Below are 22,318 nucleotides of genomic sequence, written 5' to 3'. Positions count from 1 at the left end.
CCCGGAATTCCTATCGGTTTAAGCGGGCCGGGCACCAAATTGATTGCGAAACTCGTTGGAGAGATCGCGGCGCCAGCGCCGGCCATGGACATAGCCTTGCATCAATTCCGGCAGCGAATAGCCAAGCGTTTTGGATGAACGGTTGGCCATGTAGCCCTGAAATGCCTCCGGTATCCTGCCTCGCAGGATGTCGGCGATGAGCTGCCGCGAGATCATGTAAGGCGGAATGTGCGGGTAGGCATGGGCAATATGCGGATGTTTGCCCATCAGGTTCGCATAGGCCTCGACATAGCCGTCACGGCGGCCGGAAATCGAGTTCTCCGAATTGTATTTCGTCCAGTCCAGATCCCTGGACAACTGCGCACCGAAGCGCCGGGCAAGGCGCAGCAGCAATTCGCGATCCTGCATGCGGGTGATGTCGCTGTCGTAGCCGCCGATGGCCAGCAAGGCCTCGCGGCGAGCGGTGATCGCGGAGCCGGCAATGAAGATGGTCTGCCCAACCAGCGTCCGCTCCAGCATTGCGGGGCTCACGAACGCCTCGGGGTTGACGCAGTTTGTGATGCGATTGCCTTTCAGGGACACGAACGAACTGATCAGCACTTGCAGCGCAGGATTCTCATCGAACCAGGTCAGGGTTCGTTCAAGCCGGTGCGGCATGTAGATGTCGTCGGAATCGAGGAACGTCACCAACGGTGCCCGCGCGCGCTCGATGCCGGCATTCCTGGCTGCGTTGGCGCCTCGCCATTTCGCCCCGACATAGATCAGCCGCGGGTCCTGGATACGGGCCAGCGCCGCTTCGGTTCCATCGGTCGAACCATCGTCGACGACAATGTGCTCAAGCCTCGACATGCTCTGGGAGAGTACGCTTTCCACGGCGCGCAACACCGTTTCGCGTCGGTTGTGGGTCGGCGTAATGACCGTGATGAGAGGTGTCGGTTGGATCCCGGCCATGTCTGTCAGCTGTTTCCTGCGCAGGGTTGCGCGTCTGTCCAGGACTTTTCGATTTTCAGAACGGTCGAATGGATTGGACTTCCCTTCCTCTACACCGCATCACAGTCGGCGCGACGCTACAAAAAACGACTGCCCCTGTCACCCACCGTGCCGGTACTCAATCCGCGCGAGACAACGAATCCCCGCTGCTAGCGTTCCAATTGCAACAGCACCGCCGCACATAGCATTGCGAATCACCATGGAAGCAACCCATCATGACAGGTAGCATACATCTCATTACCTCAGACGTAATCGCTTAGCGCTCGGCGTTTGGTCAGATTGCCCATGCGAGGCCGGCAACTCGGCTTCGATGACAAGGGAGTCCAGTCATGGCCGCTTACGCCGTCGCCCATATGCGCCAAGCCGCAATGGGTCCGCAGATCGTCGAATATCTGCACAAGATCGATGCCACGCTGGAACCTTTCGGCGGCCGTTTTCTGGTTCATGGCGGCGATGTGGAGGTGATCGAGAACGACTGGCCTGGCCATCTGATCATCATAGAATTCCCGACAGGCAGCATGTGCGTGGCTGGTACAATTCGCCCGCCTACCGGGCGATACTGGCGCTGCGCACGGACAATTCGGAGGCGGATGTCGTGTTCGTCGACGGCGTCGAACATCCGCACAAGGCCACGGATGTTCTGGAACAATCGACGGGTCAAGGATCAATTGGACGCTGAACCGCGGTTCAAGGAAGGGCGGTAAAGCGTCTAGCTGTGCCCAACATAGTCGGGCACAGTTTCAATTTTGTCACGAACCATGCCAGTCGCAAAACTGAACTGGCCCCAAAACGCCAAACCATAAAATGCCTGACCGACAATCAGAGAAAAGGGAACCTGCCAAAGCGGCATCCCCGTTTCCCGGGCATGGCCTACGATCCGTCGTGTCGTGCGCCATGACATGGTGAGCCACCGGCTGAAAGACTTGACTATCCGTCGCGCGCGGCTCGGCGAATTGAGCGCAACGAACTTCCGGTCGGCGTCGCGACCTGTAACCAGGGCGCGCCAGTAAAAGAACCGCCAGCCCCGCGGCGAATAGTGATAAACGCGTGCGTCGACATTATGAATTTTGTGGCCCTCCCGCAGCAGTTCGCGCATCAGCAAAGTGCAGGAAACCTTGAAGCCGTTATGTTTTGGAAAAGGATGGCTGACGATCCACTCGCGTCGAAACGCTACATTGTTAGCGTTGATCGCTCGCTTCGAGGCAAATCGCCCGTCTCCACGGGCCATCGGGAAAAACCAGATCAACGCAAACGTTCTTGAAAAGAAATCGTCGTATGAGAGGTATGTATATCCGTTTGCGCAGATAACTTCAGAGTTTTCAAAGGGCTCAAGCAGTCCTGGTAGCCATCCTGGTTCCGCGACCACGTCGGAATCCATAAAGATGACGATATCTCCGTCCGATGCCAGCATGCCGTTGTTCTTCAGGTCGTAATATCGGCCGCCAGGGAAAGCCGTGAAGACGAGTTCGGCAACCTGACCGAGCTGCGGGGCCTCATTCGAAATCTCACGACGCAACGCATCCTCGTCCGACTCTGCTCCCCCGTGAGAAATAACGATCCTTGGTCGCACTAAACCGGTTGCTGAAACCGATGTGATTTCCCGAGCCAAGGCCTTCATCCCAACGCCGATCTCGTCCCAGTCGATCGATTTTGCATTCTCCATTTCGACGACGAGTGAATACGTTGGACGCTCTTGAGCCATATCTGAACCGATCAAGTTATTAGTGCCGATGTGGCTATAACGCTCTCGGCGGGCTGTCAAACCAGCGTGCAATAAGAATTTGTGCTCGTGATCGCCATGGACGGCGATGCGCTTTGATCAATAACATCGCATCTCTGGCGCCCCTGGATGCTTCGTGTTCTCGTACAATGCCGTTCGATCAGATCGAGAACCTTGAGCTCCTCTTTTTAAGAAAACCGCGACGGCAATTGTTGGCATGGAAGTTCGACGTGTCAGAATATTCCGCCAAGAACCGCTCTCTCCACTCCTCATTGATGGTGTCTCGTTGAATATCGAGGCCCGAATCGAGATCAGACCCGGGTTTCAAGACAAGCTTGGCGTCGACCAGAGATGCAGCCCTTTCAAGGCAGGTCCGTGGATGTTCAAGGAGTTCTTCGTATGTCAGTGATAGGAAGGACAATCCGTTTTTTGCAAACCAGACATCCCAGGCCAGATTTTCCAGGATGATTTTTTCAAGCGAGTCCGCGATTGCTTTGCCGTCGTAGCATGGTCTCTTCTGATCGGCCTCGGTAGAGCGGAACCGACCACTCTGACGAGCGCGGGTCCACGAAACTGCTTGACCAACGAGGTCCCCACGCGTCAACCGCATATAGCGCAGCTTTGGAAGGCTTGCGGGGAGATCCACGGTTTTGGCAACCTGTGAAAACTGGCTGGCAAACAGTTTGACCGCGTAAATCCCGGAGGGAGACCGCCCGTCCTTCAGTGCACGCAAAACCTGGGCACGGGGGTCGCGGGGATAGTTCGGCATTTCTAGAACACGGCGGCCCCCGAACCACTCGAGTGGGTTGCCAAGCCCGGTGGCTGCCATCAATCCGGCTAGGTGGTTGCTGCCGCTGCGCGGTGAGGTGCAGATGAGAATTCCGGCTTTCAACCCAGCCCGCATGTCCGGTGGGATTTCAACTGGCAGAGGGCGCCTACGAAAGAGATACATGGCGATCAATATTACCGTTTCAGCAAGAACACTGCCTGCTGGCCGAAGAAGTTCCAGAACCACCACGGCATCGACAGGCCGATCTTCTGCCCGGCAGCGTCGAGGGCGGTTGCCTTCTCGACTGTCGCGCCGAGTTCGTCGCACAGATTGACGAAATCGCGGATGGTGCAGAAGTGGATGTTGGGCGTGTCGTACCAGGAATAGGGCAGGTCCTTGGTCACCGGCATGCGGCCGTTGACGAACAGCGACAGGCGCACCCGCCAATGGCCGAAATTGGGGAAGGAGACGATGGCGCGGTTGCCGATCCTGAGCAGTTCGTCGAGCACCAGCTTCGGGTTGCGGGTGGCCTGCAGCGTCTGTGACAGGACGACGAAGTCAAAGCCCTTGTCGGGATAGAATTCGAGATCCTTGTCGGCATCGCCCTGGATGACCGAGAGGCCGCGCGCCACGCATTCGTTGACGCCGCGCTGCGACAGCTCGAGCCCACGGCCGTCGACCTGCTTGGTGTCCTGCAGCAATTCGAGCAGCGAGCCGTCGCCCGAGCCGACATCGAGCACGCGCGACTGTGGCGGGATGAGGTTGGCGACGACCTCGAGGTCGACGCGCTGGTCGCGGTTGACGCTCATGGCTTCGCCCCCTGCCTGGCGCACGATCCCGATCCGAAAAGCCTGCAATTTTTCGGGGTCATGCGCTGAGCCCTCTCGCCCGGGCCGCCGAGCCGATGAAGCCGTTTATGGCGGCAAACAGTTCCGGCTCGTCGAGCAGGAATGCGTCGTGGCCGCGGTCGGTTTCGATCTCGACGAAGGATACCGATGCGCCGGCGGCGTTGAGCGCATGCACGATCGAGCGGCTCTCCTCGGTCGGAAACAGCCAGTCCGAGGTGAAAGACACCAGGCAGAAGCGGGTTTTCGTTCCGGCGAAGGCATCGGCCAACCGGCCGCCATGGTCGGCGGCAAGGTCGAAATAGTCCATCGACCGCGTCATGTAGAGGTAGGAATTGGCGTCGAAGCGATCGACGAAGGTCATGCCCTGGTGGCGCAGATAGCTTTCGATCTGGAAGTCGGCGTCGAAGCCGAAGGTCAGCGCCTCGCGATCCTGCAGATTGCGGCCGAACTTGCGGTGCAGGGCGGCTTCCGACAGGTAAGTGATGTGGGCGGCCATGCGCGCCACCGCCAGGCCTTTTTCCGGGCGTTTGCCGTGCTCGAAATATTTGCCGCCATGCCAGTCCGGATCGGCCATGACAGCCTGGCGGCCAACCTCATGAAAGGCGATGTTCTGCGAGGAATGGCGCGCGCCGGTGGCGATCGGCAGCGCCGAGAAGACCCGCTCCGGATAGCTCGATGCCCATTCCAGCACCTGCATGCCGCCCATAGAGCCGCCGAGCACGCAGAACAGCTTTTCGATGCCGAAATGGTCGATCAGCATCTGCTGCGCCCGCACCATGTCGCGAATGGTGATGATGGGCAGGTCGAGCCCATAGGGCTTGCCGGTGGCGGGATTGGTCGAGGCCGGACCGGTGGACCCAAGGCAACCGCCGATGACGTTGGAGCAGATGACGAAGAAGCGATTGGTGTCGATGATCTTGCCGGGGCCGATCAGCACTTCCCACCAGCCAGGCTTGCCGGTCACCGGATTGGTGCTGGCGACGTGCTGGTCTCCGGTCAGTGCATGGCAGACGAGGATGGCGTTGGAGCGGGCATCGTTCAGCGTGCCGTAGGTCTGGTAGGCGATCTGGAACGGTGACAGCAGCGTGCCGGCGTCCAGCTTGAGCGGCTTGTCGGATCCAAAACGCAAAACCGGGCTCGACGGTTGGTCGACCTCGTTGTTGGTTTTGCGGGCACGCAGAACGGCCATGACATCCATCTCACACTTTGAGCCCACGCATCGCGCTTGTCGAAAGTCGATGCCGATCCGGGTGTCCGGCCGGCGCGGACAACAAAAAACCGGCATTGCGGTCGCAAAGCCGGTTACAGGATGCAAACGGCCCTTTAGCAAGTTGTTTAACGTGGCTGCAAGCCGACCGGCCAAATCACCACGGAAGTTCGCACCCCTTCTAGGGCTGTGGCGCGCCGGCGTCAACGACCAGCCTTGGGCGGTGGCTGTCGCCTCTCGACATTGCAGGCCACGGCTTGTATTTCCGCTGCGGCTTCCCTCAGGAAGCGTTCTCGACGGATTTTGCGACATGAGCCAGACACCGGACCAGGCACGTCCAACCCCGCGCGCGGGCATCATGGACATAGACGCCTATGTGCCGGGCAAGAGCACGGCGCCCGCGGGCGTCGCCAAGGTTCACAAGCTGTCCTCGAACGAGAATCCGCTAGGGCCCTCGCCGAAAGCGATCGAAGCCGCGCGCGAGATTGCCGGAAAGCTCGACGTCTATCCAGATGGCACCGCCAGGCGGCTGCGCGAAGCGATCGCCGAGGTGCATGGTCTCAACCCGCAGAACATCATTTGCTCCAACGGCTCCGACGAGATCCTCGGCCTGCTGGCGCAGACTTATCTGGCGCCCGGCGACGAGGCTGTCATCACCGAACACGCCTTCATGGTCTACAAGATCTACATCCAGTCGGCAGGTGCCGTTCCGGTGACGATCAAGGAAAGAGACGAGCGCGCCGATATCGACGCCATCCTCGCAGCCGTCACGCCGCGCACCAAGATCGTGTTCCTGGCCAATCCCAACAATCCGACCGGCACCTATGTGCCTTTCCAGGAGGTGCGCCGCCTGCATGGCGGCCTGCCCAGGCACGTGCTTCTGGTGCTAGACGCGGCCTATGCCGAATATGTCCGCCGCAACGACTATGAGGCCGGCATCGAGCTGGTCGGTGCTGCCCAGAACGTGGTGATGACCCGTACCTTCTCCAAGATCGGCCTCGGCGGAGCGCGGATCGGCTGGATGTATGCGCCGATGCATATCGTCGACGCCATCAACCGCGTGCGGGGTCCCTTCAACGTCAATGCGACGGCGATCGAGGCCGGTATCGCAGCCATCCGCGACCGCGCCCATGTCGAGCGCAGCGTGGCGCACAACGAGACCTGGCTGGCCTGGCTGAGCGAGGAATTCACAAAGCTCGGGCTGCGGGTAACGCCGAGCGTCGGCAATTTCGTCCTCGTTCATTTTCCTGACGATCAGAAGCATTCGGCGGCGGCGGCGGACGACTATCTGACGGCGCGCGGCTATATATTGCGGCGCGTTTCGGGCTATGGCTTTCCCAACGCGTTGCGCATGACCGTCGGCACCGAAGAAGCCAATCGCGGCGTTGTCGCCGCTCTCACGACATTTCTGAAAAGCTAGAACGCCATGACATCACCGATGTTTGAAAAGATCGCGCTGGTCGGCATCGGCCTGATCGGCTCGTCGCTGGCCCGCGTCATCCGCCGCGAGGGGCTGGCCCGTCACGTGGCCATATCAACGCGCAGTGCGGCGACGCTGGCGCGAGCCGAGGAACTCGGGCTCGGCGATAGCTATACCACCGATGCGAAAGAGGCGGTCCGCGATGCCGACCTAGTCGTCATTTCGGTGCCGGTCGGCTCATCCGGCGCGGTGGCCGAGGAAATCGCGCCGGCGCTGAAGAAGGGCGCGATCCTCACCGATGTCGGCTCGACCAAGGCGTCTGTCATCGCGCAGATGCAGCCTTATGTCCCTGAAGGCGTCCATTTCATTCCCGGCCACCCGCTGGCGGGCACGGAAAAATCCGGCCCCGACGCCGGCTTCGCCGACCTGTTCGACAATCGCTGGTGCATCTTCACGCCGCTGCCCGATACCGACGCGGACGCGCTGGAGCGGCTGTCGGAGTTCTGGCGCCGCTGCGGCGCCAACATCGATACCATGGACCCGCAGCATCACGACATGACGCTGGCCATCGTCTCGCACCTGCCGCACATCATCGCCTACAACATCGTCGGCACCGCCGACGATCTGCAGTCGGTGACCAAGTCCGAAGTGATCAAATATTCGGCTTCCGGCTTCCGCGACTTCACGCGTCTTGCCGCTTCCGATCCGACCATGTGGCGGGATGTGTGCCTGCACAACAAGGACGCCATCCTCGAAATGCTGGCGCGGTTCTCGGAAGATCTGGCGTCCCTGCAACGCGCGATCCGCTGGGGGGACGGCGAAAAACTCTTCGACCTGTTCACCCGCACCCGCGCTGTGCGCCGCTCGATCATCGAGGCCGGCCAGGACATCGACGTGCCCGATTTCGGTCGCCAGGCCGTCGAGCATCCCGCGAAGGGCTAAGTCAGTTTCAGGCTGGCCAGGTCTGCGCAACCATGGCCAGCGTCTCGGCCCGGTTCGGCGCACCAAGCCTGCCGCCGAAGCGCAGGCATTTGAGCGCGGCGGCCGCACTGGCAAAGCGCAAAGCCTGCTCGACCGGCATGGCTTCCGCCAGCCCGACGGCGAAGGCGCCGTGAAAGACATCGCCGGCGGCCAATGTGTCGATCGCCTTGATCTTCGGTGCCGCGACATGGCGCACGCAGCCTGCGCGACGGTCGTGCCACCAACTGCCCGCCGCGCCGCCTGTCACTGCGACAAAAGCGTCGGTGCGGCTGGCGAGATCGGCGCAAGCCGTTTCCGGATCGAGCGCCTGGCCGCAGACAATGCGCGCCGCCGTTTCCGAAGCGACGATGTGCGTGGCGAGCGGCAACAGCTGTTCCAGGATCTGCAACGGTGCGGTATCGGCATCGAGGATTGCCGGCCGGCCGAGGGCGCGCGCCGCTCTCAGGGCAAGGGCTGCCGCACCTGGCCAGCGGACATCGACCAGTACGGCGTCGAATGCCGTGAGGTCGGCGACCGGCAAGGCTTCGGGATCGGCCTGGGCAAGCCCGTCATAGAACGGCACGATGATGCGCTCGCCATACGCGTCGACCAGGATCGAGGCCAGCGCCGAGCGGGCGCCTCTGACGCGGCGCACAAAGGTGCAATCGACGCCTTCGGCCTTGATGCCGGCGATGAGCTGGTCGGCGACGGCATCGTCACCCGCGCTCGCCCACAGCGATACCTCGGCCCCCAGGCGATGCGCGGCGCAGGCAGCACTCGTGGCCATGCCCGAGGCGATCTGGACGCCGTCGGAGGCAATGAACTTGCCTTGATGCACGGGCAGCGTCTCGACGCGCAGGATGGTGTCCAGCGTCAAAGCGCCAACGCTCAGCAGCTTCACGGGTCTTGCCATCGCAGCGCTATTCCACCGGCTTGATCTTGCCCAGCGGAATGAAGCCGAGCGAGGCCTTGCCCCTGACCACCTTCAGCGGCATCGACGGTTCGTTGCCGAGCACCGCCAGGGCAGCAAAGCCCTGCTCGATCTGGCTTTTCTGCTCGGGTATGGCGGCGCCGAGAATGGCCGCCACCGCCTTCGGGTCCTTCAGCCTGATCATCAGATCGGCGTTGATCAGGCCCTCGGCATCGACCGAGAGCGGTCCCGAAACGGTGATGCGCGCCGTCCCCGACGACAGGTCGAGGTTGCGGATTTCGATCGCCTGGCCACGAAGGCTCTTCACCTGCGTGCCGATCAACGCGACACCGTTCTTCAGCGTGACGTCGCCACTGGCATCGAGCGCCGGAAGCACGCGCCCGCCAATTGCGTCGGGGTCGATCTCGAGATCGCCGAAACTGCCGAGATAGTCGATATCCTCACCGTTGGGCTGCAACTGACCCGATGCCTTGCCGGCGCTGAACAGTTGCACCGGATCGGTGTCGTCGGCCGGGTCGGTCTGGCCGGAAAGGCCCTCTGCCTCCAGCGAAATCCGCTGCGGCAGCGGCCACCACAATTTGAAATTGGCCTGCAGATTGTCCCAGTCTATCCACAGCGGCACCATGTCCGGAACGGAGGTCCTGAGCGGGCCGCGCAGATTGGCAACCGGCGACAGAGGCTGGATGATCTGGGCGGCTGCGTTGAAACTGCCGGCTGAAGCCGCAATGTTCTTGGCATCGTCCTCATAGGCGAGGTTGTCGCAGGAGACGGTAAAGCTCAAGGGATAGCCGCTGACCTGGAGATTGCCGCAGCCGGCCTCGACGCCATTCTTGTTGAGCGTGGCAACCGCCTTGTCGGCTTCGCTCCTGACGCGGTCAGCCAGATAGAACCAGCCGCCGCTGTAGAGGGCGAACAGCACGACGATGAATGCTGCAAGCCAGACCACACGGCGACGTTTGTTCGGCTGGCGTTCGTCACTTGACGTCATGCTTTGGCTCTCGTTAACGCATGGGTGTTGCGGACGGGTAGGCGATTCCGCCAGGTAGACAGACGAATAGTTAGACGGGACGGGCGGAAAAAACACCGGTCCGGTTCGGTGTTGGCATCTTTTGCAATCAGGCGCGGCGATATGGGCGATTTTTGGGTGTTTGGCTATGGCTCGCTGATCTGGCGGCCGGGATTCGCGCATGTCGAAACACAGCGTGCCCGCCTGCATGGCTACCGGCGCTCGCTCTGCGTCTATTCCTTCGTGCATCGCGGCACGCGCGAGCGGCCGGGGCTGGTGCTCGGCCTCGACCGCGGCGGGTCCTGCGTCGGCCTCGCATTCCGCGTCCCCGGCGACTTGCGCGACGAGGTCATGGCCTATCTTCGCGAGCGCGAACTGGTCACCAATGTCTATCTGGAGCGCATGCTCAAGGTTCGCCTCGACGGGGGCGGTACGGTCGACGCGGTGGTCTACATTGTCGACCGCCACCACGAGCAATATGCCGGAGCGCTCGACGCGGCGGATGCGGCGGCCGTGGTGCGCGGCTCGGTCGGCCAATCCGGCAACAACGAGGACTATGTGCTGAGCACGCTTGAGCATCTCGAGGCGTTGGGCATAAGCGACCACTGGCTGGAGGATGTCGCCAGGCAGGTCGCGCCTTTGTGAAGCTGGCTCTGCGGAAAAAGGCGGCCAGGCCTTTGACCTCGTTCAGGCAAGACCTAGGTTAGGCTCCGACCCTCAGCCCGCGGGCGCCATTTGCCCGCCCCAATCATCCCGGAGATCCGCCTTGCAGAAACGTCGTCTCGGTCGCACCGACCTGTCCATCGCGCCGCTGGTTCTGGGCGGCAACGTCTTCGGCTGGACCGCCGACGAGAAAACCTCGTTCGACCTGCTCGACCGCTTCGTCGGCGCCGGCCTCAACGCCATCGATACGGCGGATGCCTATTCGCGCTGGGTTCCCGGCCACAAAGGCGGTGAATCGGAAAACATCATCGGCAAATGGATGAAAGACCGTGGAATTCGCGACAAAGTCGTGGTGATCACCAAGGTCGGTTCGGATATGGGGCAGGGGCACAAGGACCTGTCCGCCGCATACATCGAAAAGGCCGTCGATGCATCGCTGAAGCGGCTGCAGACCGAGTTTATCGATCTCTATCTGTCGCATTGGCCGGACCCTGCAACGCCCTATGAAGAAACGCTTGGCGCCTACGAGAAGCTGCTCGCCAAGGGCAAAATCCGCTATGCCGGCTGTTCGAATCTCGACGCCGGCCAGTTGCGTGCCGCACTCGATGTGGCGAGCTTGCGCAGCCTGCCGCGCTACGAGGTGCTGCAGCCGGAATACAATCTTTACGATCGCTCGTCCTTCGACGGGCCGTTGCGCGATCTATGCGTGGCCGAGGACATCGGCGTCATCACCTATTTCAGCCTGGCCAAGGGTTTCCTCAGCGGCAAATACCGCAGCGAGGCCGATCTCGGTCAAAGCCCGCGTGGCGGCGGGGTGAAGGACTATCTCAATGCGCGCGGCATGCGCATCCTTGCGGCACTCGACGCGGTTTCATCAAGGCATTCGGCCAAGCAGGCGGAAGTGGCGCTTGCCTGGGTTATCGCTCGGCCGGGCGTCACCGCGCCGATCGCCAGCGCCACCAAGCCTGAACAGATGGACAGCCTGATCAGGGCGGCGTCGCTGAAACTGACCGCCGCCGACATGACCGAACTCGACAAGGCGAGCGGCTGAAGCTCAGTCGCGACGCCTCGCACGAACGTCCAAGACGCCCCTCTGGTCCTGTCATACCGTCTCTTCGCGCAAGGCAGGACAGAGGAGAAAATGGCTGAGCCGCTTCTTTCGCAGCCGGATTTTTGGGGACAACTTCTTGCGCTGATGTTTGCCGCCCTGGTGATCATGGGCAGCCCGGGACCGGCGACGATAAGCGTTACCGCCGTCGGCGCTGCCTTCGGTTTGCGCCGCTCGCTGGGTTATGCTTGGGGAATCATACTGGGCACGATCGCCGTGCTTTTGGTTGTCGCGACCGGCGTCATGGTGCTCACCGCGATGCCGAGGCTGGCGCCGTTGCTGGCTTTCGCCTCCGCGGCCTACATCCTCTATCTCGCCTTCAAGATCGCCACGGCGCCGCCCATGGCAGCACGCGGCGCCGAGGCTTCGTGTCCAACATGGCTAGCTGGATTCCTTCTCGCGGTCGCCAATCCAAAGGCCTATGTGGCGATCGCCGCCGTGTTCGCCGGTGCTTCGTCCAAACAGGGCACCACTGAGCTTGGTCCATGGCTGAAGCTGACGGCTCTCGCCCTGATGATCGTTGCCATCCACGCTCTGTGGCTTGTCGCGGGGGCTGGGTTCGCGCGCTTCCTGCGCCGACCGGCGGCCTCGCGGATCATCAATCTGGTCTTTGCCGCGACGCTGGTGTTGACCACCGCGCTGGCGATGTTCGGCTGAGAACTGTCGGCCGGAGACTTCCGGTTCAGGCTTTGGTTCTTTCAGCCGCGTCCAGCTCTTGCAGCCTTTTCACCGCTGTCGGAGGCAAGGCAGGCGGGTTCGGACCGCGCGCCACATCAATCAGGAATTGGTCGCAGGCAGCCTCGGTCTCGCCGATCAGCCGGGCCATGAATTCGTCCTTGGTCAGTCCCGGTGGAATCGGCGGCAGGAAACGCGCCTTGATGGTGCCGGGATAGCGCAGGAATTTCCGACGCGGCCAATAAAGGCCGGCGACATGGGCAACCGGCACCACCGGAACGCCAAGCTGTGCATAGATTTCGACGATGCCGTATTTGTAGGCCGGCTCGTCGCCCGGCGCGCGTCTTGTCCCTTCGGGGTAGATGATGAGCTGGCGAGGATTGCGCGCCATCTCCTCCTTGGTCGCGGCGACCACGGCCTTCAGCGCCTTCGAGCGGCTGCCGCGATGAACCGGGATCATGCGCATCTTCATGATGTACCAGCCGAAGAACGGGATCCAGGTGAGCTCACGCTTCAGGATGTAGAGAGGGTCGTGAAGAAAGGGGAAGAAGGCGATCGCATCCCAGAACGACTGGTGTTTGGGGGCCAGGATGAAGGAGCCTTCGGGAAGGTTTTCCCGGCCGGTGATCTCGTTCTTCGTTCCGGCGATCTTGTCGTAAAGCCACATCGAGGTGCGCGACCAGAATTTCGGCACGAACCAGGCGCGGTGACGGGGCGACAGGAAATAATAGGGGGTCCAGAGGATCATCTGGACGATCAGGTTGACGTAGAAGACGAAATTGAACGTCAGCGATCTGGCATAGAGCATGGGGGAGGCCCGGTGAGGAGGTGAGCGTTGGTTACACCAAGCGCGGGTAAAAAGGAAATGGCCGCAGGGCGCCTTGACCGACGAAGAAAGCGGTCGCCGATTGGGGAGACCCGGTTCCGCTACTTCAGCCGCGCCAGCCGCTCCTTCAGGCGCGGGCCGGCAAAATCGAGGAAGGCACGCAGCTTCACCGGCAGCAGGCCATGGCCCGCATGCACCAGGCTTACCGGCCATGGATTTGGCTCGAACTCCTCCAGCAGGACGCGCAGCATGCCGGACCGCAGCGCGGCCTCGATCTGGTAGGAGAGCACTTTTGTGAGCCCGACGCCGGCAATCGCCGCATCGATGGCAGCTTCGGCGGTGTTGACCTGAAGCCGTGAATGGACCTGAACCGGGATTTCTGCCTTGCCCTTGATGAAGCTCCAGGTGGCGGCGGAAGCAAGTCCCTCAAAGGTGATGCAATCGTGTGTTTCCAGATCTTCCGGGGTGATCGGCGTGCCGTGTTCAGCCAGATAGGCGGGGCTGGCGCAAACGACGCGGCGGATCGCGCCGACGCCCATGGCGACCAGGCTCGAATCGGGCAACCGGCCGATGCGGATGGCGAGGTCGAAATGGTCCTCGACCAGCTGGGTTATGCGGTCTGCCAATATCAGGCGGATGTCCACGTCGGGATAGGCTGCGAGAAAGCCGGTGACGACCGGCAGCACGTGCAGGCGGCCAAAGACGACCGGCGCGGTGATGGCCAGTTCGCCGGTTGGAGCGCTGTACTCTCCGGCAGCCGTGCGTTCGGCCTCACCGACGTCGTCGAGGATGCGGCGGCAGGCGGCAAGATAGGCCTGGCCGGCATCGGTCGGCGTCAGCCTGCGCGTGGAGCGGTTCAAAAGGCGTGTGTTCAGATGGCGTTCCAGATCGGAAACCTTGCGGCTGACCGTCGCCAGCGGAATGCCGAAACGGCGGCTGGCTGCGGAAAGGCTGCCGGCCTCCACCGCGGCGACAAAGAGCGACATGGCTTCGAGACGATCCATAGCTTCTTCCGGAAAATGGAAGGATGAGTTGCAAATATGCCATCTGCATTGGAAGGATGGAAGGCTTTATATTGGGTGTCGGCCTGCCTGCAGCATGGCCTCGCAAAGGAGTTGCCATGTCCGAAGCCCGGCCGCCACTGCCGCTCTTCACCGCAGAGACATCAGCGCAAAAGGCGCGCATGGCCGAGGACGCCTGGAACTCCCGTGATCCGGCACGGGTCGCGCTTGCCTACACAATGGACAGTCGCTGGCGCAACCGGGCCGAATTCCTGCAAGGGCGCGATGCCATCCAGGCGTTCCTGACACGCAAATGGAGCCGCGAGCTTGACTATCGTCTGATCAAGGAGGTCTGGGCCTTCCACGGCAACCGCATCGCCGTGCGCTTCGCCTATGAATGGCACGACGACAGCGGTTCATGGTTCCGCAGCTACGGCAACGAGAACTGGGAATTCGACGAACATGGACTGATGCGCCTGCGCATCGCCAGCATCAACGACCTGCCGATCGGCGAGGCCGATCGCAAGTATCACTGGCCGCTCGGCCGGCGGCCGGACGACCACCCGACACTGTCGGAGCTCGGACTTTAGCATCTTGCCGCAAGGAAGCTTTCAATGAACGCGCATGCTTTCACCAGCGACGTTGCCTTCACGCCGACCGTCAAGGCGATCCAGGCCCGCAAGGGCTCACGTCAGTCCTATGCCCGCGTCGAGGAGCGTGGCGGCTGGCAGGCCGGCATCACCCCGGACCTTGCCGCCTTCGTCGAGATGCAGACCAGCGTTTTCCTGTCGACGGCCAATGGCGATGGCCAGCCCTACATCCAGCATCGCGGCGGGCCCGCCGGCTTCCTCAAGGTGCTGGATGAACACACGATCGGCTTCGCGGATTTTGCCGGCAACCGGCAGTTCATCACGCAGGGCAATCTGGCCGACAATCCAAGGGCGTTCCTGTTCCTGATCGACTATATGCACCGCCAGCGCATCAAGATCTGGGGCACGGCGCGGGTCGTCGAGAGTGACGCCGAGTTGATGGCGAAACTGATGCCGCAAGACTACAAGGCGCGCCCCGAGCAGGTCATCCTGTTCACGGTCTCGGCCTGGGATGCCAATTGCCCGCAGCATATCCCGCAACGGTTCGAGGCGGCCGACGTGGCGGCGGCACTCGAAGAGCGGGACAAGCGTATCGAACGCCTTGAGCAGGAGATCGCACGGCTCAGGGGAAATTCGGGCGCGGCCGCAGGGGAATAATCAGCCGCCGGCCGCGGTTTCGGCCAGTGCGATGCCGTTAGGCGTCGGCTTGACCGGCACGATGCCGCGCGCCAGCGCCAGCAGATATTTGTTGTATTCGGTGAACAGCACGCGCAATGCCCGCGGCTTGGTCAGCCAGCCGCCATTGTCGAGGTTGGAATTGACCACCGGATAGGGCTCGAGCTTGGCGCCATGCAGCAGCCTGCCCATTTCCAGCAGGCTGCGGGGCATGTGATAATTGTTGGTGACGAGGATCACCGTGCCATAGGCGTGGCTCTCGACCCATTTGGCGCTTTCCTCCGCATTGCCGATCGTATCGAGCGCGGCGCGGTCGATGTCGACGCAACAGGAAAACAGCTTCTTGTCGCCGCCGGTCGCTGCCTGCAGCTGGCGACGGCTGGCCGAAGGGTGCACGCCGCTGATCAGCAGCCGTTCGCCCTTGCCGGACGCCAGCAGATCCATCGCCGCATCGAGGCGGGACTGGCCGCCGGTCAAGACAATGATCGCGTCCGCCCTGGCCGGATTGGCGGGCGTCGTCAGATGGCTTACCTTGTTGGCGAACCAGCCGAAACCGCCGGCAAACAACGTAGCGAGGATGAGCAGAGACAGAGCCGAGAGGCGCAACGCGGCTCTTAGACGGCTCACAGCGCGGCGGTCATGCGAACGGGCAACCACCACTGGCATCTGCCCAGCCGTACCGGTCGAATCCCGCGCGTCCATCGCCATATGGTTAATCCTGAAATGCGGCTTTGGGTAGGTAAAAGACGCACTTTGCGTTACGTGAATTCTCCATCCGTGATCACCCTGTTTTATCCATGGCGTTGTCCCAAAACCGGTTCCCACTTTTGGGCGACATGAATTAGCCTGCATCCGGTTGGCGGACATCGATGTCGCTGAGATAGGCAACCACGGTGGCGTGGGACGTGGCAGCCGTCAGTCCGCCGATCACCAGCACCATCAACACGACACCGAGATAGCCTGCCGAACCGATGGCGAAATTGCCGAACAGGGCGGTCGCCTGGTCGGCCTGCGGCGTCGCCATATTGCGCGACGACCACCAGGAAAAGACGATGAACACGAGCACTGCGGCGGCACCGCCAGCCGCTGCTCCCTTCATGCCGGTGACCAGGAAATGCCGGCGGAATTCGCGCGCGATGAAGCGTGCCTCGGCGCCGACGAAATGCAGCACCTCGATGATGTGACCGTTGCCGGCCATGGCTCCGCGCGTCGCGAACACCACGGTCAGCACGGTCGCCGACAGCATCAGCGCCAGCACGGCAATGCCGATGGTCACCGTCGTGCGGGCCATCGCCACCAGCCGGTCAACCCAGGTGCGGTGATCGTCTAGCGATGCGCTCGGCAGTTTCGGCGTGATCGCGGCGCGCATGGCGGCGAAATCGGGCGGGCTGTTCTCGTCGATGGTGACGATGATCAGTCGCGGCACCGGCAATTCGTCGATGTTGAGGCCCGAGCCCAGCCAGGGCTCCAGGAGCCTCGCGGTCGCCTCGCGGTCGATGATCCGGGTCCCCTTCACGCCGGGAAATTCGCCGGCGATCTGCGAGGCCTGGGTCAGGGCCGCCTCCATGTCGAGGCCGTCGACCGGCTTGATCTGGATCGTTGCCTCGCGTGAAATCTGGTTCTCCCAGACGGACGCCGTGTCGCGCACCAGCGTCACCGCGCCGAAAGTCAGGCAGGACAGGAAGGTCATGATGGCGATAACCAGTACCAGTGCCCGGCCGGCGATGTTCTGCGCCGGCACGATCGGCGCCATCCTGCGCTGGGCGCGCGGCTTTGCCTCGGTCGCCTCGGCGTCCTGCTCCCGTTCCACAAAATGTTCGGCGGACAGTTCAGTCATAGATGTCCAGCCTTCCGCCGGCCAGGATCATGCGGCGCGCGTCGACCTGTTCCATCAGGCCAAGGTCGTGGGTGGCGATCACCACCGCGGTGCCGAGGCGGTTGAGCTCGATAAACAGCCGCAGCAGCCGTCGCGCCAGAGGCGGATCGACATTGCCGGTCGGTTCGTCGGCGAGCAGGATTTCCGGCTGCTCGATCAGCGCCCGCGCGATCGCCGCGCGCTGCTTCTCGCCGCCGGACAGAACCGGCGGCAGCACATGCATGCGTTCGCCCAGCCCGACCCACTTCAACAACTCGGTGACATCGGTGCGGTAGCTCGCCTCCTCGCGCCCGCGCACGCGCAGCGGCAGCGCGACGTTCTCGTAGGTGGTCATGTGGTCGAGCAGGCGAAAATCCTGGAAGACCACGCCGATGCGGCGGCGCAGATGCGGCAATTCGGTGCGCGAGATGCGCGAACGGTCCTTGCCAAAGATGGTGATCAGCCCGCGCGTCGGCTTCAGCGACATGAACAGCAAGCGCAGCAAGGTCGTCTTGCCGGCGCCCGAAGGCCCGCTGAGGAACTGGAAGGAGCGCTCCGGGATGTGCAGGGAGATGTCGCGGAGGATTTCCGGACCCATGCCATAGCGGAGGCCGACATTTTCGAAACGAATCAATTTCGACGACCTGAATTTCGGCACGGCGGCGAGCCGGCCTGTTCTGGGTAAAGACCATCGGCCGGCATGGTTAACCGGCGGTTAATTTCTGGGCTCTTTCGGCTCGTCACGAGGGCTCCGGTGGGGAAGCGTTAACCATTTGTGTTTACGCAAAAGAAACGAAAAGCGAACACGTGCTGCAATGCTGGGGCCATGATAGCTGACGATCGAACCGCGCGCCCGGTTTCCGGCGAAATCATGACCGATCCGGCGGCAATTGCCGCAGCGGACAGGTTCATGCGTGGTTCGGCCGCCGACATCGTCGATGCCGACTACGTGGTGATGCCGCGCCTTGCGCCTGCGGTGGAAAGCGTTTCGCCGCTGCCGCGCGCGATCGTCACGCCGCCCATCGAAGGCATGGACATGCTGCGCAAGCCCGAAGCCTCACCGGAGCGGCTACCGGCCTCGCGCGGCGGACCGATCTTCTGGGTCGCTGGTATCGGCGCTGCCTTGGCCGCGTTCTGGGTCTCCGGCGGGCACGCGCTGGTGCGCCAGGCGCCGTTCCTGTCCAGCGCGCAGGCGTCGGCGCTCAGCATTTCGGGCGTCACGTCACGCGTCGACGCTACCGGGCCGAACGCCGCACTGTTCGTCGATGGCGAGGCCGTCAATGATGGTGCGAAACCGACGCAGTTGCCGCCGCTTGAAATCCGGGTGACTGGCAATGACGGGCAGACCACCCGCTATACGTTGGGGACATCCGGCCGCTCGCTGGCCTCTGGCGAAAGATTCGGCTTTGCCAGCCGGCTCGACGTGCCTAGAAACGGTGTGAAGACCGTGTCGGTCACTTTCGCCGAATAGGCGATCACCGGGGAAGACCATCAATGCCCATCGTACGCGGCAAGGACATCGAGGTTCTGTTTTCAGCATCGGCGATCGCGCGGCGCAATCTGGAACTCGCCAAGGAGATTGCCGGCCACGACTATCACGATCTGCTGGTGATCTCGGTCCTGAAGGGCTCGTTCATCTTCGCCGCAGATCTCATCCGCGCCATGCATGATGTCGGCCTGTCGCCGGAGGTCGAATTCATCTTCATCTCCAGCTATGGCGCCGGCACCAGCAGCGGCGAGGTGAGGGTGCTGCGCGACATCGACAATGAGGTCGCCGGCCGCGACGTGCTGCTGATCGACGACATTCTCGAATCGGGGAAGACGCTGAGCTTTACCCGCGAGCTGATGTTGTCGCGGGGCGCCAAGAGCTGTTCGATCGCCGTGCTGCTCGACAAGCGCATGCGCCGCCAGACCGAGCTCAATGCCGACTATGTCGGCTTCGACTGCCCCGACTATTTCGTTGTCGGCTACGGCATGGATGTCGCGCATGCTTTTCGCGAGTTGCCGTTTGTCGGTGTCGTCAAAGGGGATGTCTGAGCGGCATCAAAAAGGTTTGCTGATGCTTAGAGCGGTTCGCCGCTTCACGAAAACGCCGAACCGCTCTAGTTTTTTGTTTTGACGCAATTCCCAAGGGAAAGCGCTATGCGCTTTTCCCGGAAAACCGTCTCACACTTTTCCTGAATTGCTCGGGGGCTTTCAGGAAAAGTCAACTTTTGGCGGCCAAATATGCCGGCCATGGCAAAGCTTCTGATCGTCGAGGACGATGAGTCCGTCCGCACCCTGGCCGCCCGCGCGCTTGAACGTGCCGGGCACACAATCGATATCGCGGCGGACGGCGCGCAGGGGCTTTCGCTGATCCAGGCGGCGCGTGGCGGCTATGATCTCGTCGTCTCCGATATCCGCATGCCGGAGATGGACGGCATCGAGATGGCGATCGCAGCTGCAGCATTGTTTCCGGCGATCAAGATCGTGCTGATGACCGGCTATGCCGACCAGCGCGAGCGCGCCGAGGAATTGAACGGCATCATCCTCGATGTCGTGCAGAAGCCCTTCACGCTGGCCGAAATCCGCTCGCGCGTCGAACGGGCGCTGATCTGCTTCGCCTGATCAGGCTGGATCGGTGGCAGCGAGCACGGGTGGGGGGCTTTTACGCCGTTCGGTGTTGAGCGCCAGCAGGCCGGCGCCGATGATCAAGGCGGCCCCGATGACGGTCGTAGACCGCGGTACTTCGGCGAAGAACAGGAAACCCCACAGCGGCGACCACAGGATGCCGGTGTATTCGAAGGTGGCAACGCGGTTGGCCGGCGCCATCCGGTAGGCCTGCGACAGCAGGATCATGCCGGCGGAGGCAACGAAACCGCAGGCGGCCATCTTGAGAAAATCCGGCAGCGTCGGCCAAAGCCATGGCCTTACCAGGAATTCCAGACTCGGGTGGACGGCGTGGGTGATGCCGGCCAGGTGAAATGCCCCGGCAACCACGGCGGCGCCAACCAGATAGGCGCCGTTCTGATAGAAGGCCATGACGGTGGAGGATTCGGTATCGCCGATCTTGCGGGCCATCAGCTGCGAAAAACCATAGAGCGCCGCCGAGCCCAGCGACAGCAGCGCAGCCCAGTCGAACAGCCCCGCGCCGGGGCGCAGCATCACGAGGACGCCGAACAAGCCGATCAGCACGGTTGCCAGTGTCTGCCAGGAGACGCGCTCGCCAAGGTACGGCCCGGCCAGCACCATGATGAACAGCGGCGCCATGAAATAAAGCGCCACCGCATCGGCGAGCGGCAAGGCAGCGATGGCCAGGTAGTACATCGTATAGGAGGTGAACTGGATGAAGGCGCGCACCGTCAGCATGCCGAATCGCTTCGACAGGATCGCCCGCAAGCCGACATCGGCATGGACCAGAACGATCAGGATCGGCAGGGCGACGATCGAGCGGATCGCCATCACCTCGGTCACTGGATAGCCGCTCGACACGGCTTTGACGAGCGGATCCTGCAGCGAAAAGATCAGCACGCCGAGGCACAGGCTCAGGATGCCGCCCACCATCCGATTCTGCATCTGCATCCAGGCTCCTGCGCGTACGGTCCGAAGCTGTCGCCTGCGGGGTAAAAAGAACCCGCCACCGTTTCGGGCAGCGGGCATGAGTGAGGACTCTTGATTGGTCCGCGGCTGATTTCGCAGCCGCATATCCAATGGGTGAGGCGACTATCGTCCGCTGTTTGACATGTTGCAAACGAATTGGAATGATGCCAGCAATCAAATTCCCTTATGGCGGATTTCATGCGGCCGACCCTCGACAGCGACCTCCTGCGCACCTTCGTGGCGATTGCCGAGACCGGCAATTTTACCAAGGCGGCGGAGCAGGCCGGCCGCACCCAATCCGCGGTGTCGATGCAGATGAAGAAGCTCGAAGAGCTGATCGGCGCCAGCCTGTTCGAGCGCGGTTCGCGCGGCGTCGCGTTGACGCGGCGCGGCGGCGAACTCATCGTCAACGCCCGCCGCATTGTCTCGCTGCTCGACGAGACGTCGGCATCGATGGCGGCAGCGCCGCTTGGCGGGCCGGTGCGCATCGGCATTCCGGAGGAATATGGCCACGCCATCCTGTCGCGCGCGCTCGGCGCCTTCTCGAAGCGTCATACGCAGGTCGAGGTCACCGTGCGCTATGCCCATTCCGGGGCACAGATGGCGGCGCTCGCCGCCGGCGAGCTCGATCTGTGCGTGGTGTTCGAATGGCAGGATCCTGCCGGCGGCGAAGTGCTGATGCACGACCCGACCGTGTGGGTGACGTCGACCCTGCATCACATGCATGAGGAACAGCCAGTGCCGATCGCGCTCTACAACCGGGCCGGCTGGTGCAAGGACTTTGCCATCAAATCACTGGAGCAGCGCGATCTTGCCTATCGTGTCGCCTATACCAGCGACACCACCGGCGGCCTCAAGCTCGCCGTCACCTCCGGACTGGCGATCGCGCCGATTTCGCGCAGCAACATTCCGGACGGCTGTCGTGAACTGACCACGGCAGACGGATTCGGCGCCATCGATTCCTCGAACGTGGTGATGCACCGCAACCCGAATGCGTCAGGCGAGGCGATCGACGGCATGCAGGATGCTATCCGCGAAGCCTTCGTCAACAGGCTCAGTCAGCCAACGGCATCCTCGTAGAAATGCAGCCTGTTGCCGAACGGATCGGCGACCGATATCTCGCGGGTCTTCCAAGGCGTCTCTTCCACGCCTGGCCGGGCGAAGCGGTAGTTTTTGCCGATCAGTTCGCCATGAAGAGCCGTGATGTCCTCGACCTCGATGCGCACGGCGATGCCGGGTGCACCGTCGCCGTGATGTTCGCTGAGATGCAGAACGCAGCCGTCGCGGCCGACCGCCATGTAAAGCGGCGCGTCGTCGGCGAAGCGATGTTCCCACTGCACCTCGAAGCCGAGGAAGCCGACGTAGAATTCACGTGCCTTGGCAATGTCGAAGATGCGCAGGATGGGTGTGACGGCGCCAAGTCTGGGCATGGTGGTGCAACCGTGCGAGAGGGTTTTCAGGTGGGATGGCGGACGGCAATCCCTTTGTTTTATAG

The 22,318-nt window shown here is 62.4% G+C and carries 25 protein-coding genes, 1 pseudogene and 1 riboswitch; of the genes and pseudogenes, 12 read left to right on the top strand and 14 right to left on the bottom strand.

Translation table 11 applies throughout. The annotated features are described in order from the left end of the window. Positions 1 to 18: 18 nt before the first annotated feature. A complete protein-coding gene (locus NKI21_RS23270) occupies positions 19 to 951 on the bottom strand; it encodes a glycosyltransferase family 2 protein (RefSeq protein ID WP_023811085.1) in 933 nt (310 codons plus the stop codon). Between the two features lie 368 nt (positions 952 to 1,319). Here NKI21_RS23270 and NKI21_RS23265 point away from each other — a divergent pair. Continuing rightward, positions 1,320 to 1,669: pseudogene (locus NKI21_RS23265) on the top strand (DUF1330 domain-containing protein). Positions 1,670 to 1,699: 30 nt separating this feature from the next. Here the strand turns inward: NKI21_RS23265 and NKI21_RS23260 are convergent. The 4 genes from NKI21_RS23260 to metX form a co-directional block, all read right to left on the bottom strand. Continuing rightward, positions 1,700 to 2,707: a glycosyltransferase family 2 protein gene (locus NKI21_RS23260; RefSeq protein ID WP_245273210.1), complete on the bottom strand. Its 1,008-nt coding sequence runs from the start codon at positions 2,705 to 2,707 to the stop codon at positions 1,700 to 1,702. Between the two features lie 163 nt (positions 2,708 to 2,870). Further along, positions 2,871 to 3,725, bottom strand: coding sequence for a Stf0 family sulfotransferase (locus tag NKI21_RS23255; RefSeq protein ID WP_352723189.1), 855 nt, complete (start codon positions 3,723 to 3,725; stop codon positions 2,871 to 2,873). Continuing rightward, a complete protein-coding gene (gene metW, locus NKI21_RS23250) occupies positions 3,674 to 4,288 on the bottom strand; it encodes a methionine biosynthesis protein MetW (protein ID WP_352441742.1) in 615 nt (204 codons plus the stop codon). The genes NKI21_RS23255 and metW overlap by 52 nt, the downstream gene beginning before the upstream one ends. 58 nt (positions 4,289 to 4,346) lie before the next feature. Continuing rightward, positions 4,347 to 5,516, bottom strand: a complete 1,170-nt coding sequence (metX, locus tag NKI21_RS23245; protein WP_013529386.1) for a homoserine O-acetyltransferase MetX — start codon at positions 5,514 to 5,516, stop codon at positions 4,347 to 4,349. A gap of 114 nt (positions 5,517 to 5,630) precedes the next feature. Next, a riboswitch (SAM riboswitch) is annotated at positions 5,631 to 5,708 on the bottom strand. Positions 5,709 to 5,844: 136 nt separating this feature from the next. Between metX and hisC the strand changes: the two genes are divergently transcribed. Next, on the top strand, positions 5,845 to 6,954 hold the full coding sequence (gene hisC, locus NKI21_RS23240; protein ID WP_352441741.1) for a histidinol-phosphate transaminase: 1,110 nt from the start codon (positions 5,845 to 5,847) through the stop codon (positions 6,952 to 6,954). A 6-nt stretch (positions 6,955 to 6,960) separates the two neighbouring features. After that, entirely contained in the window at positions 6,961 to 7,896 is a 936-nt protein-coding gene (locus NKI21_RS23235; protein WP_023811092.1) for a prephenate/arogenate dehydrogenase family protein, read from the top strand. A 7-nt stretch (positions 7,897 to 7,903) separates the two neighbouring features. Here NKI21_RS23235 and NKI21_RS23230 read toward each other — a convergent pair whose 3' ends face one another. Both NKI21_RS23230 and NKI21_RS23225 read right to left on the bottom strand, forming a co-directional pair. Continuing rightward, positions 7,904 to 8,827, bottom strand: a complete 924-nt coding sequence (locus tag NKI21_RS23230) for a sugar kinase (protein ID WP_352441740.1) — start codon at positions 8,825 to 8,827, stop codon at positions 7,904 to 7,906. A 7-nt stretch (positions 8,828 to 8,834) separates the two neighbouring features. Continuing rightward, positions 8,835 to 9,833 (bottom strand): DUF2125 domain-containing protein, encoded by a 999-nt coding sequence (locus NKI21_RS23225; RefSeq protein WP_352441739.1) that lies wholly within the window; start codon positions 9,831 to 9,833, stop codon positions 8,835 to 8,837. Between the two features lie 141 nt (positions 9,834 to 9,974). Here NKI21_RS23225 and NKI21_RS23220 point away from each other — a divergent pair, with 141 nt between their 5' ends. The 3 genes from NKI21_RS23220 to NKI21_RS23210 all read left to right on the top strand — a co-directional run bounded on the left by NKI21_RS23220 (position 9,975) and on the right by NKI21_RS23210 (position 12,279). Further along, the gene (locus tag NKI21_RS23220; protein ID WP_352441738.1) at positions 9,975 to 10,496 is read left to right on the top strand and encodes a gamma-glutamylcyclotransferase; all 522 of its coding nucleotides are present in this window, start codon (positions 9,975 to 9,977) and stop codon (positions 10,494 to 10,496) included. Between the two features lie 121 nt (positions 10,497 to 10,617). Then, on the top strand, positions 10,618 to 11,565 hold the full coding sequence (locus NKI21_RS23215; RefSeq protein ID WP_352441737.1) for an aldo/keto reductase: 948 nt from the start codon (positions 10,618 to 10,620) through the stop codon (positions 11,563 to 11,565). Between the two features lie 90 nt (positions 11,566 to 11,655). Beyond that, positions 11,656 to 12,279 carry a LysE family translocator gene (locus NKI21_RS23210; RefSeq protein WP_352441736.1) on the top strand — a complete coding sequence of 208 codons (624 nt, stop codon included), beginning with the start codon at positions 11,656 to 11,658 and terminating at the stop codon, positions 12,277 to 12,279. A 25-nt stretch (positions 12,280 to 12,304) separates the two neighbouring features. On the opposite strand, the gene NKI21_RS23205 is transcribed toward NKI21_RS23210, so the two are convergent. Together NKI21_RS23205 and NKI21_RS23200 are read right to left on the bottom strand one after the other, a co-directional pair. Beyond that, positions 12,305 to 13,105 (bottom strand): lysophospholipid acyltransferase family protein, encoded by an 801-nt coding sequence (locus NKI21_RS23205; RefSeq protein ID WP_352441735.1) that lies wholly within the window; start codon positions 13,103 to 13,105, stop codon positions 12,305 to 12,307. 119 nt (positions 13,106 to 13,224) lie between these two features. Continuing rightward, on the bottom strand, positions 13,225 to 14,127 hold the full coding sequence (locus NKI21_RS23200; protein ID WP_128304660.1) for a LysR family transcriptional regulator: 903 nt from the start codon (positions 14,125 to 14,127) through the stop codon (positions 13,225 to 13,227). Between the two features lie 116 nt (positions 14,128 to 14,243). On the opposite strand from NKI21_RS23200, the gene NKI21_RS23195 reads away from it, so the two are divergent. Next, a complete protein-coding gene (locus tag NKI21_RS23195) occupies positions 14,244 to 14,714 on the top strand; it encodes a nuclear transport factor 2 family protein (protein WP_352441734.1) in 471 nt (156 codons plus the stop codon). A 24-nt stretch (positions 14,715 to 14,738) separates the two neighbouring features. Next, complete coding sequence (locus tag NKI21_RS23190) at positions 14,739 to 15,371, top strand: pyridoxamine 5'-phosphate oxidase family protein (RefSeq protein WP_023811100.1); 633 nt, start codon at positions 14,739 to 14,741, stop codon at positions 15,369 to 15,371. On the opposite strand, the gene NKI21_RS23185 is transcribed toward NKI21_RS23190, so the two are convergent. The 3 genes from NKI21_RS23185 to ftsE form a co-directional block, all read right to left on the bottom strand. Further along, entirely contained in the window at positions 15,372 to 16,097 is a 726-nt protein-coding gene (locus tag NKI21_RS23185; RefSeq protein ID WP_128304658.1) for a YdcF family protein, read from the bottom strand. It lies immediately after the preceding gene. 133 nt (positions 16,098 to 16,230) lie between these two features. Then, positions 16,231 to 17,226, bottom strand: coding sequence for a cell division protein FtsX (locus NKI21_RS23180; protein ID WP_352441733.1), 996 nt, complete (start codon positions 17,224 to 17,226; stop codon positions 16,231 to 16,233). Beyond that, positions 17,219 to 17,878: a cell division ATP-binding protein FtsE gene (gene ftsE, locus NKI21_RS23175; RefSeq protein WP_010911739.1), complete on the bottom strand. Its 660-nt coding sequence runs from the start codon at positions 17,876 to 17,878 to the stop codon at positions 17,219 to 17,221. The genes NKI21_RS23180 and ftsE overlap by 8 nt, the downstream gene beginning before the upstream one ends. 192 nt (positions 17,879 to 18,070) lie before the next feature. Between ftsE and NKI21_RS23170 the strand changes: the two genes are divergently transcribed. The 3 genes from NKI21_RS23170 (at position 18,071) to NKI21_RS23160 (ending at position 19,851) form a co-directional block, all read left to right on the top strand. Next, positions 18,071 to 18,715 carry a hypothetical protein gene (locus NKI21_RS23170; protein WP_128304656.1) on the top strand — a complete coding sequence of 215 codons (645 nt, stop codon included), beginning with the start codon at positions 18,071 to 18,073 and terminating at the stop codon, positions 18,713 to 18,715. A 23-nt stretch (positions 18,716 to 18,738) separates the two neighbouring features. Continuing rightward, positions 18,739 to 19,281, top strand: a complete 543-nt coding sequence (gene hpt, locus NKI21_RS23165; protein WP_023811104.1) for a hypoxanthine phosphoribosyltransferase — start codon at positions 18,739 to 18,741, stop codon at positions 19,279 to 19,281. Positions 19,282 to 19,479: 198 nt separating this feature from the next. Then, positions 19,480 to 19,851, top strand: coding sequence for a response regulator (locus NKI21_RS23160; protein WP_023811105.1), 372 nt, complete (start codon positions 19,480 to 19,482; stop codon positions 19,849 to 19,851). On the opposite strand, the gene NKI21_RS23155 is transcribed toward NKI21_RS23160, so the two are convergent. Then, the gene (locus NKI21_RS23155; RefSeq protein WP_352612778.1) at positions 19,852 to 20,799 is read right to left on the bottom strand and encodes a DMT family transporter; all 948 of its coding nucleotides are present in this window, start codon (positions 20,797 to 20,799) and stop codon (positions 19,852 to 19,854) included. It abuts the gene before it with no gap. A gap of 222 nt (positions 20,800 to 21,021) precedes the next feature. Between NKI21_RS23155 and NKI21_RS23150 the strand changes: the two genes are divergently transcribed. Further along, positions 21,022 to 21,903: a LysR family transcriptional regulator gene (locus NKI21_RS23150; RefSeq protein ID WP_352867506.1), complete on the top strand. Its 882-nt coding sequence runs from the start codon at positions 21,022 to 21,024 to the stop codon at positions 21,901 to 21,903. Here NKI21_RS23150 and NKI21_RS23145 read toward each other — a convergent pair. Beyond that, positions 21,882 to 22,253, bottom strand: coding sequence for a glyoxalase superfamily protein (locus NKI21_RS23145; RefSeq protein WP_352867504.1), 372 nt, complete (start codon positions 22,251 to 22,253; stop codon positions 21,882 to 21,884). The two genes, NKI21_RS23150 and NKI21_RS23145, sit on opposite strands and share 22 nt — an antisense overlap. Positions 22,254 to 22,318: the final 65 nt, after the last annotated feature.

Origin of the sequence: Mesorhizobium sp. M0715 (assembly GCF_040320355.1) — a bacterium.
In the GTDB taxonomy this organism is placed as follows: Bacteria; Pseudomonadota; Alphaproteobacteria; order Rhizobiales; family Rhizobiaceae; genus Mesorhizobium.
Note: the sequence above shows the minus strand (reverse complement) of the source record. Positions and strands in the feature narration are given on the sequence as shown.

Bases quoted from the DNA above. Each gene is read 5' to 3' on its own strand.
- NKI21_RS23225 (WP_352441739.1), bottom strand. From the start codon at position 9,833: ATGACGTCAAGTGACGAACGCCAGCCGAACAAACGTCGCCGTGTGGTC.
- NKI21_RS23185 (WP_128304658.1), bottom strand. From the start codon at position 16,097: ATGGCGATGGACGCGCGGGATTCGACCGGTACGGCTGGGCAGATGCCA.
- NKI21_RS23220 (WP_352441738.1), top strand. From the start codon at position 9,975: ATGGGCGATTTTTGGGTGTTTGGCTATGGCTCGCTGATCTGGCGGCCG.
- NKI21_RS23270 (WP_023811085.1), bottom strand. From the start codon at position 951: ATGGCCGGGATCCAACCGACACCTCTCATCACGGTCATTACGCCGACC.
- NKI21_RS23145 (WP_352867504.1), bottom strand. From the start codon at position 22,253: ATGCCCAGACTTGGCGCCGTCACACCCATCCTGCGCATCTTCGACATT.
- hpt (WP_023811104.1), top strand. From the start codon at position 18,739: ATGCCCATCGTACGCGGCAAGGACATCGAGGTTCTGTTTTCAGCATCG.
- NKI21_RS23205 (WP_352441735.1), bottom strand. From the start codon at position 13,105: ATGCTCTATGCCAGATCGCTGACGTTCAATTTCGTCTTCTACGTCAAC.
- NKI21_RS23170 (WP_128304656.1), top strand. From the start codon at position 18,071: ATGATAGCTGACGATCGAACCGCGCGCCCGGTTTCCGGCGAAATCATG.
- NKI21_RS23230 (WP_352441740.1), bottom strand. From the start codon at position 8,827: ATGGCAAGACCCGTGAAGCTGCTGAGCGTTGGCGCTTTGACGCTGGAC.
- NKI21_RS23195 (WP_352441734.1), top strand. From the start codon at position 14,244: ATGTCCGAAGCCCGGCCGCCACTGCCGCTCTTCACCGCAGAGACATCA.
- NKI21_RS23180 (WP_352441733.1), bottom strand. From the start codon at position 17,226: ATGACTGAACTGTCCGCCGAACATTTTGTGGAACGGGAGCAGGACGCC.
- metX (WP_013529386.1), bottom strand. From the start codon at position 5,516: ATGGCCGTTCTGCGTGCCCGCAAAACCAACAACGAGGTCGACCAACCG.
- NKI21_RS23210 (WP_352441736.1), top strand. From the start codon at position 11,656: ATGGCTGAGCCGCTTCTTTCGCAGCCGGATTTTTGGGGACAACTTCTT.
- metW (WP_352441742.1), bottom strand. From the start codon at position 4,288: ATGAGCGTCAACCGCGACCAGCGCGTCGACCTCGAGGTCGTCGCCAAC.
- hisC (WP_352441741.1), top strand. From the start codon at position 5,845: ATGAGCCAGACACCGGACCAGGCACGTCCAACCCCGCGCGCGGGCATC.
- NKI21_RS23155 (WP_352612778.1), bottom strand. From the start codon at position 20,799: ATGCAGAATCGGATGGTGGGCGGCATCCTGAGCCTGTGCCTCGGCGTG.
- NKI21_RS23160 (WP_023811105.1), top strand. From the start codon at position 19,480: ATGGCAAAGCTTCTGATCGTCGAGGACGATGAGTCCGTCCGCACCCTG.
- NKI21_RS23235 (WP_023811092.1), top strand. From the start codon at position 6,961: ATGACATCACCGATGTTTGAAAAGATCGCGCTGGTCGGCATCGGCCTG.
- NKI21_RS23150 (WP_352867506.1), top strand. From the start codon at position 21,022: ATGCGGCCGACCCTCGACAGCGACCTCCTGCGCACCTTCGTGGCGATT.
- NKI21_RS23200 (WP_128304660.1), bottom strand. From the start codon at position 14,127: ATGGATCGTCTCGAAGCCATGTCGCTCTTTGTCGCCGCGGTGGAGGCC.
- NKI21_RS23190 (WP_023811100.1), top strand. From the start codon at position 14,739: ATGAACGCGCATGCTTTCACCAGCGACGTTGCCTTCACGCCGACCGTC.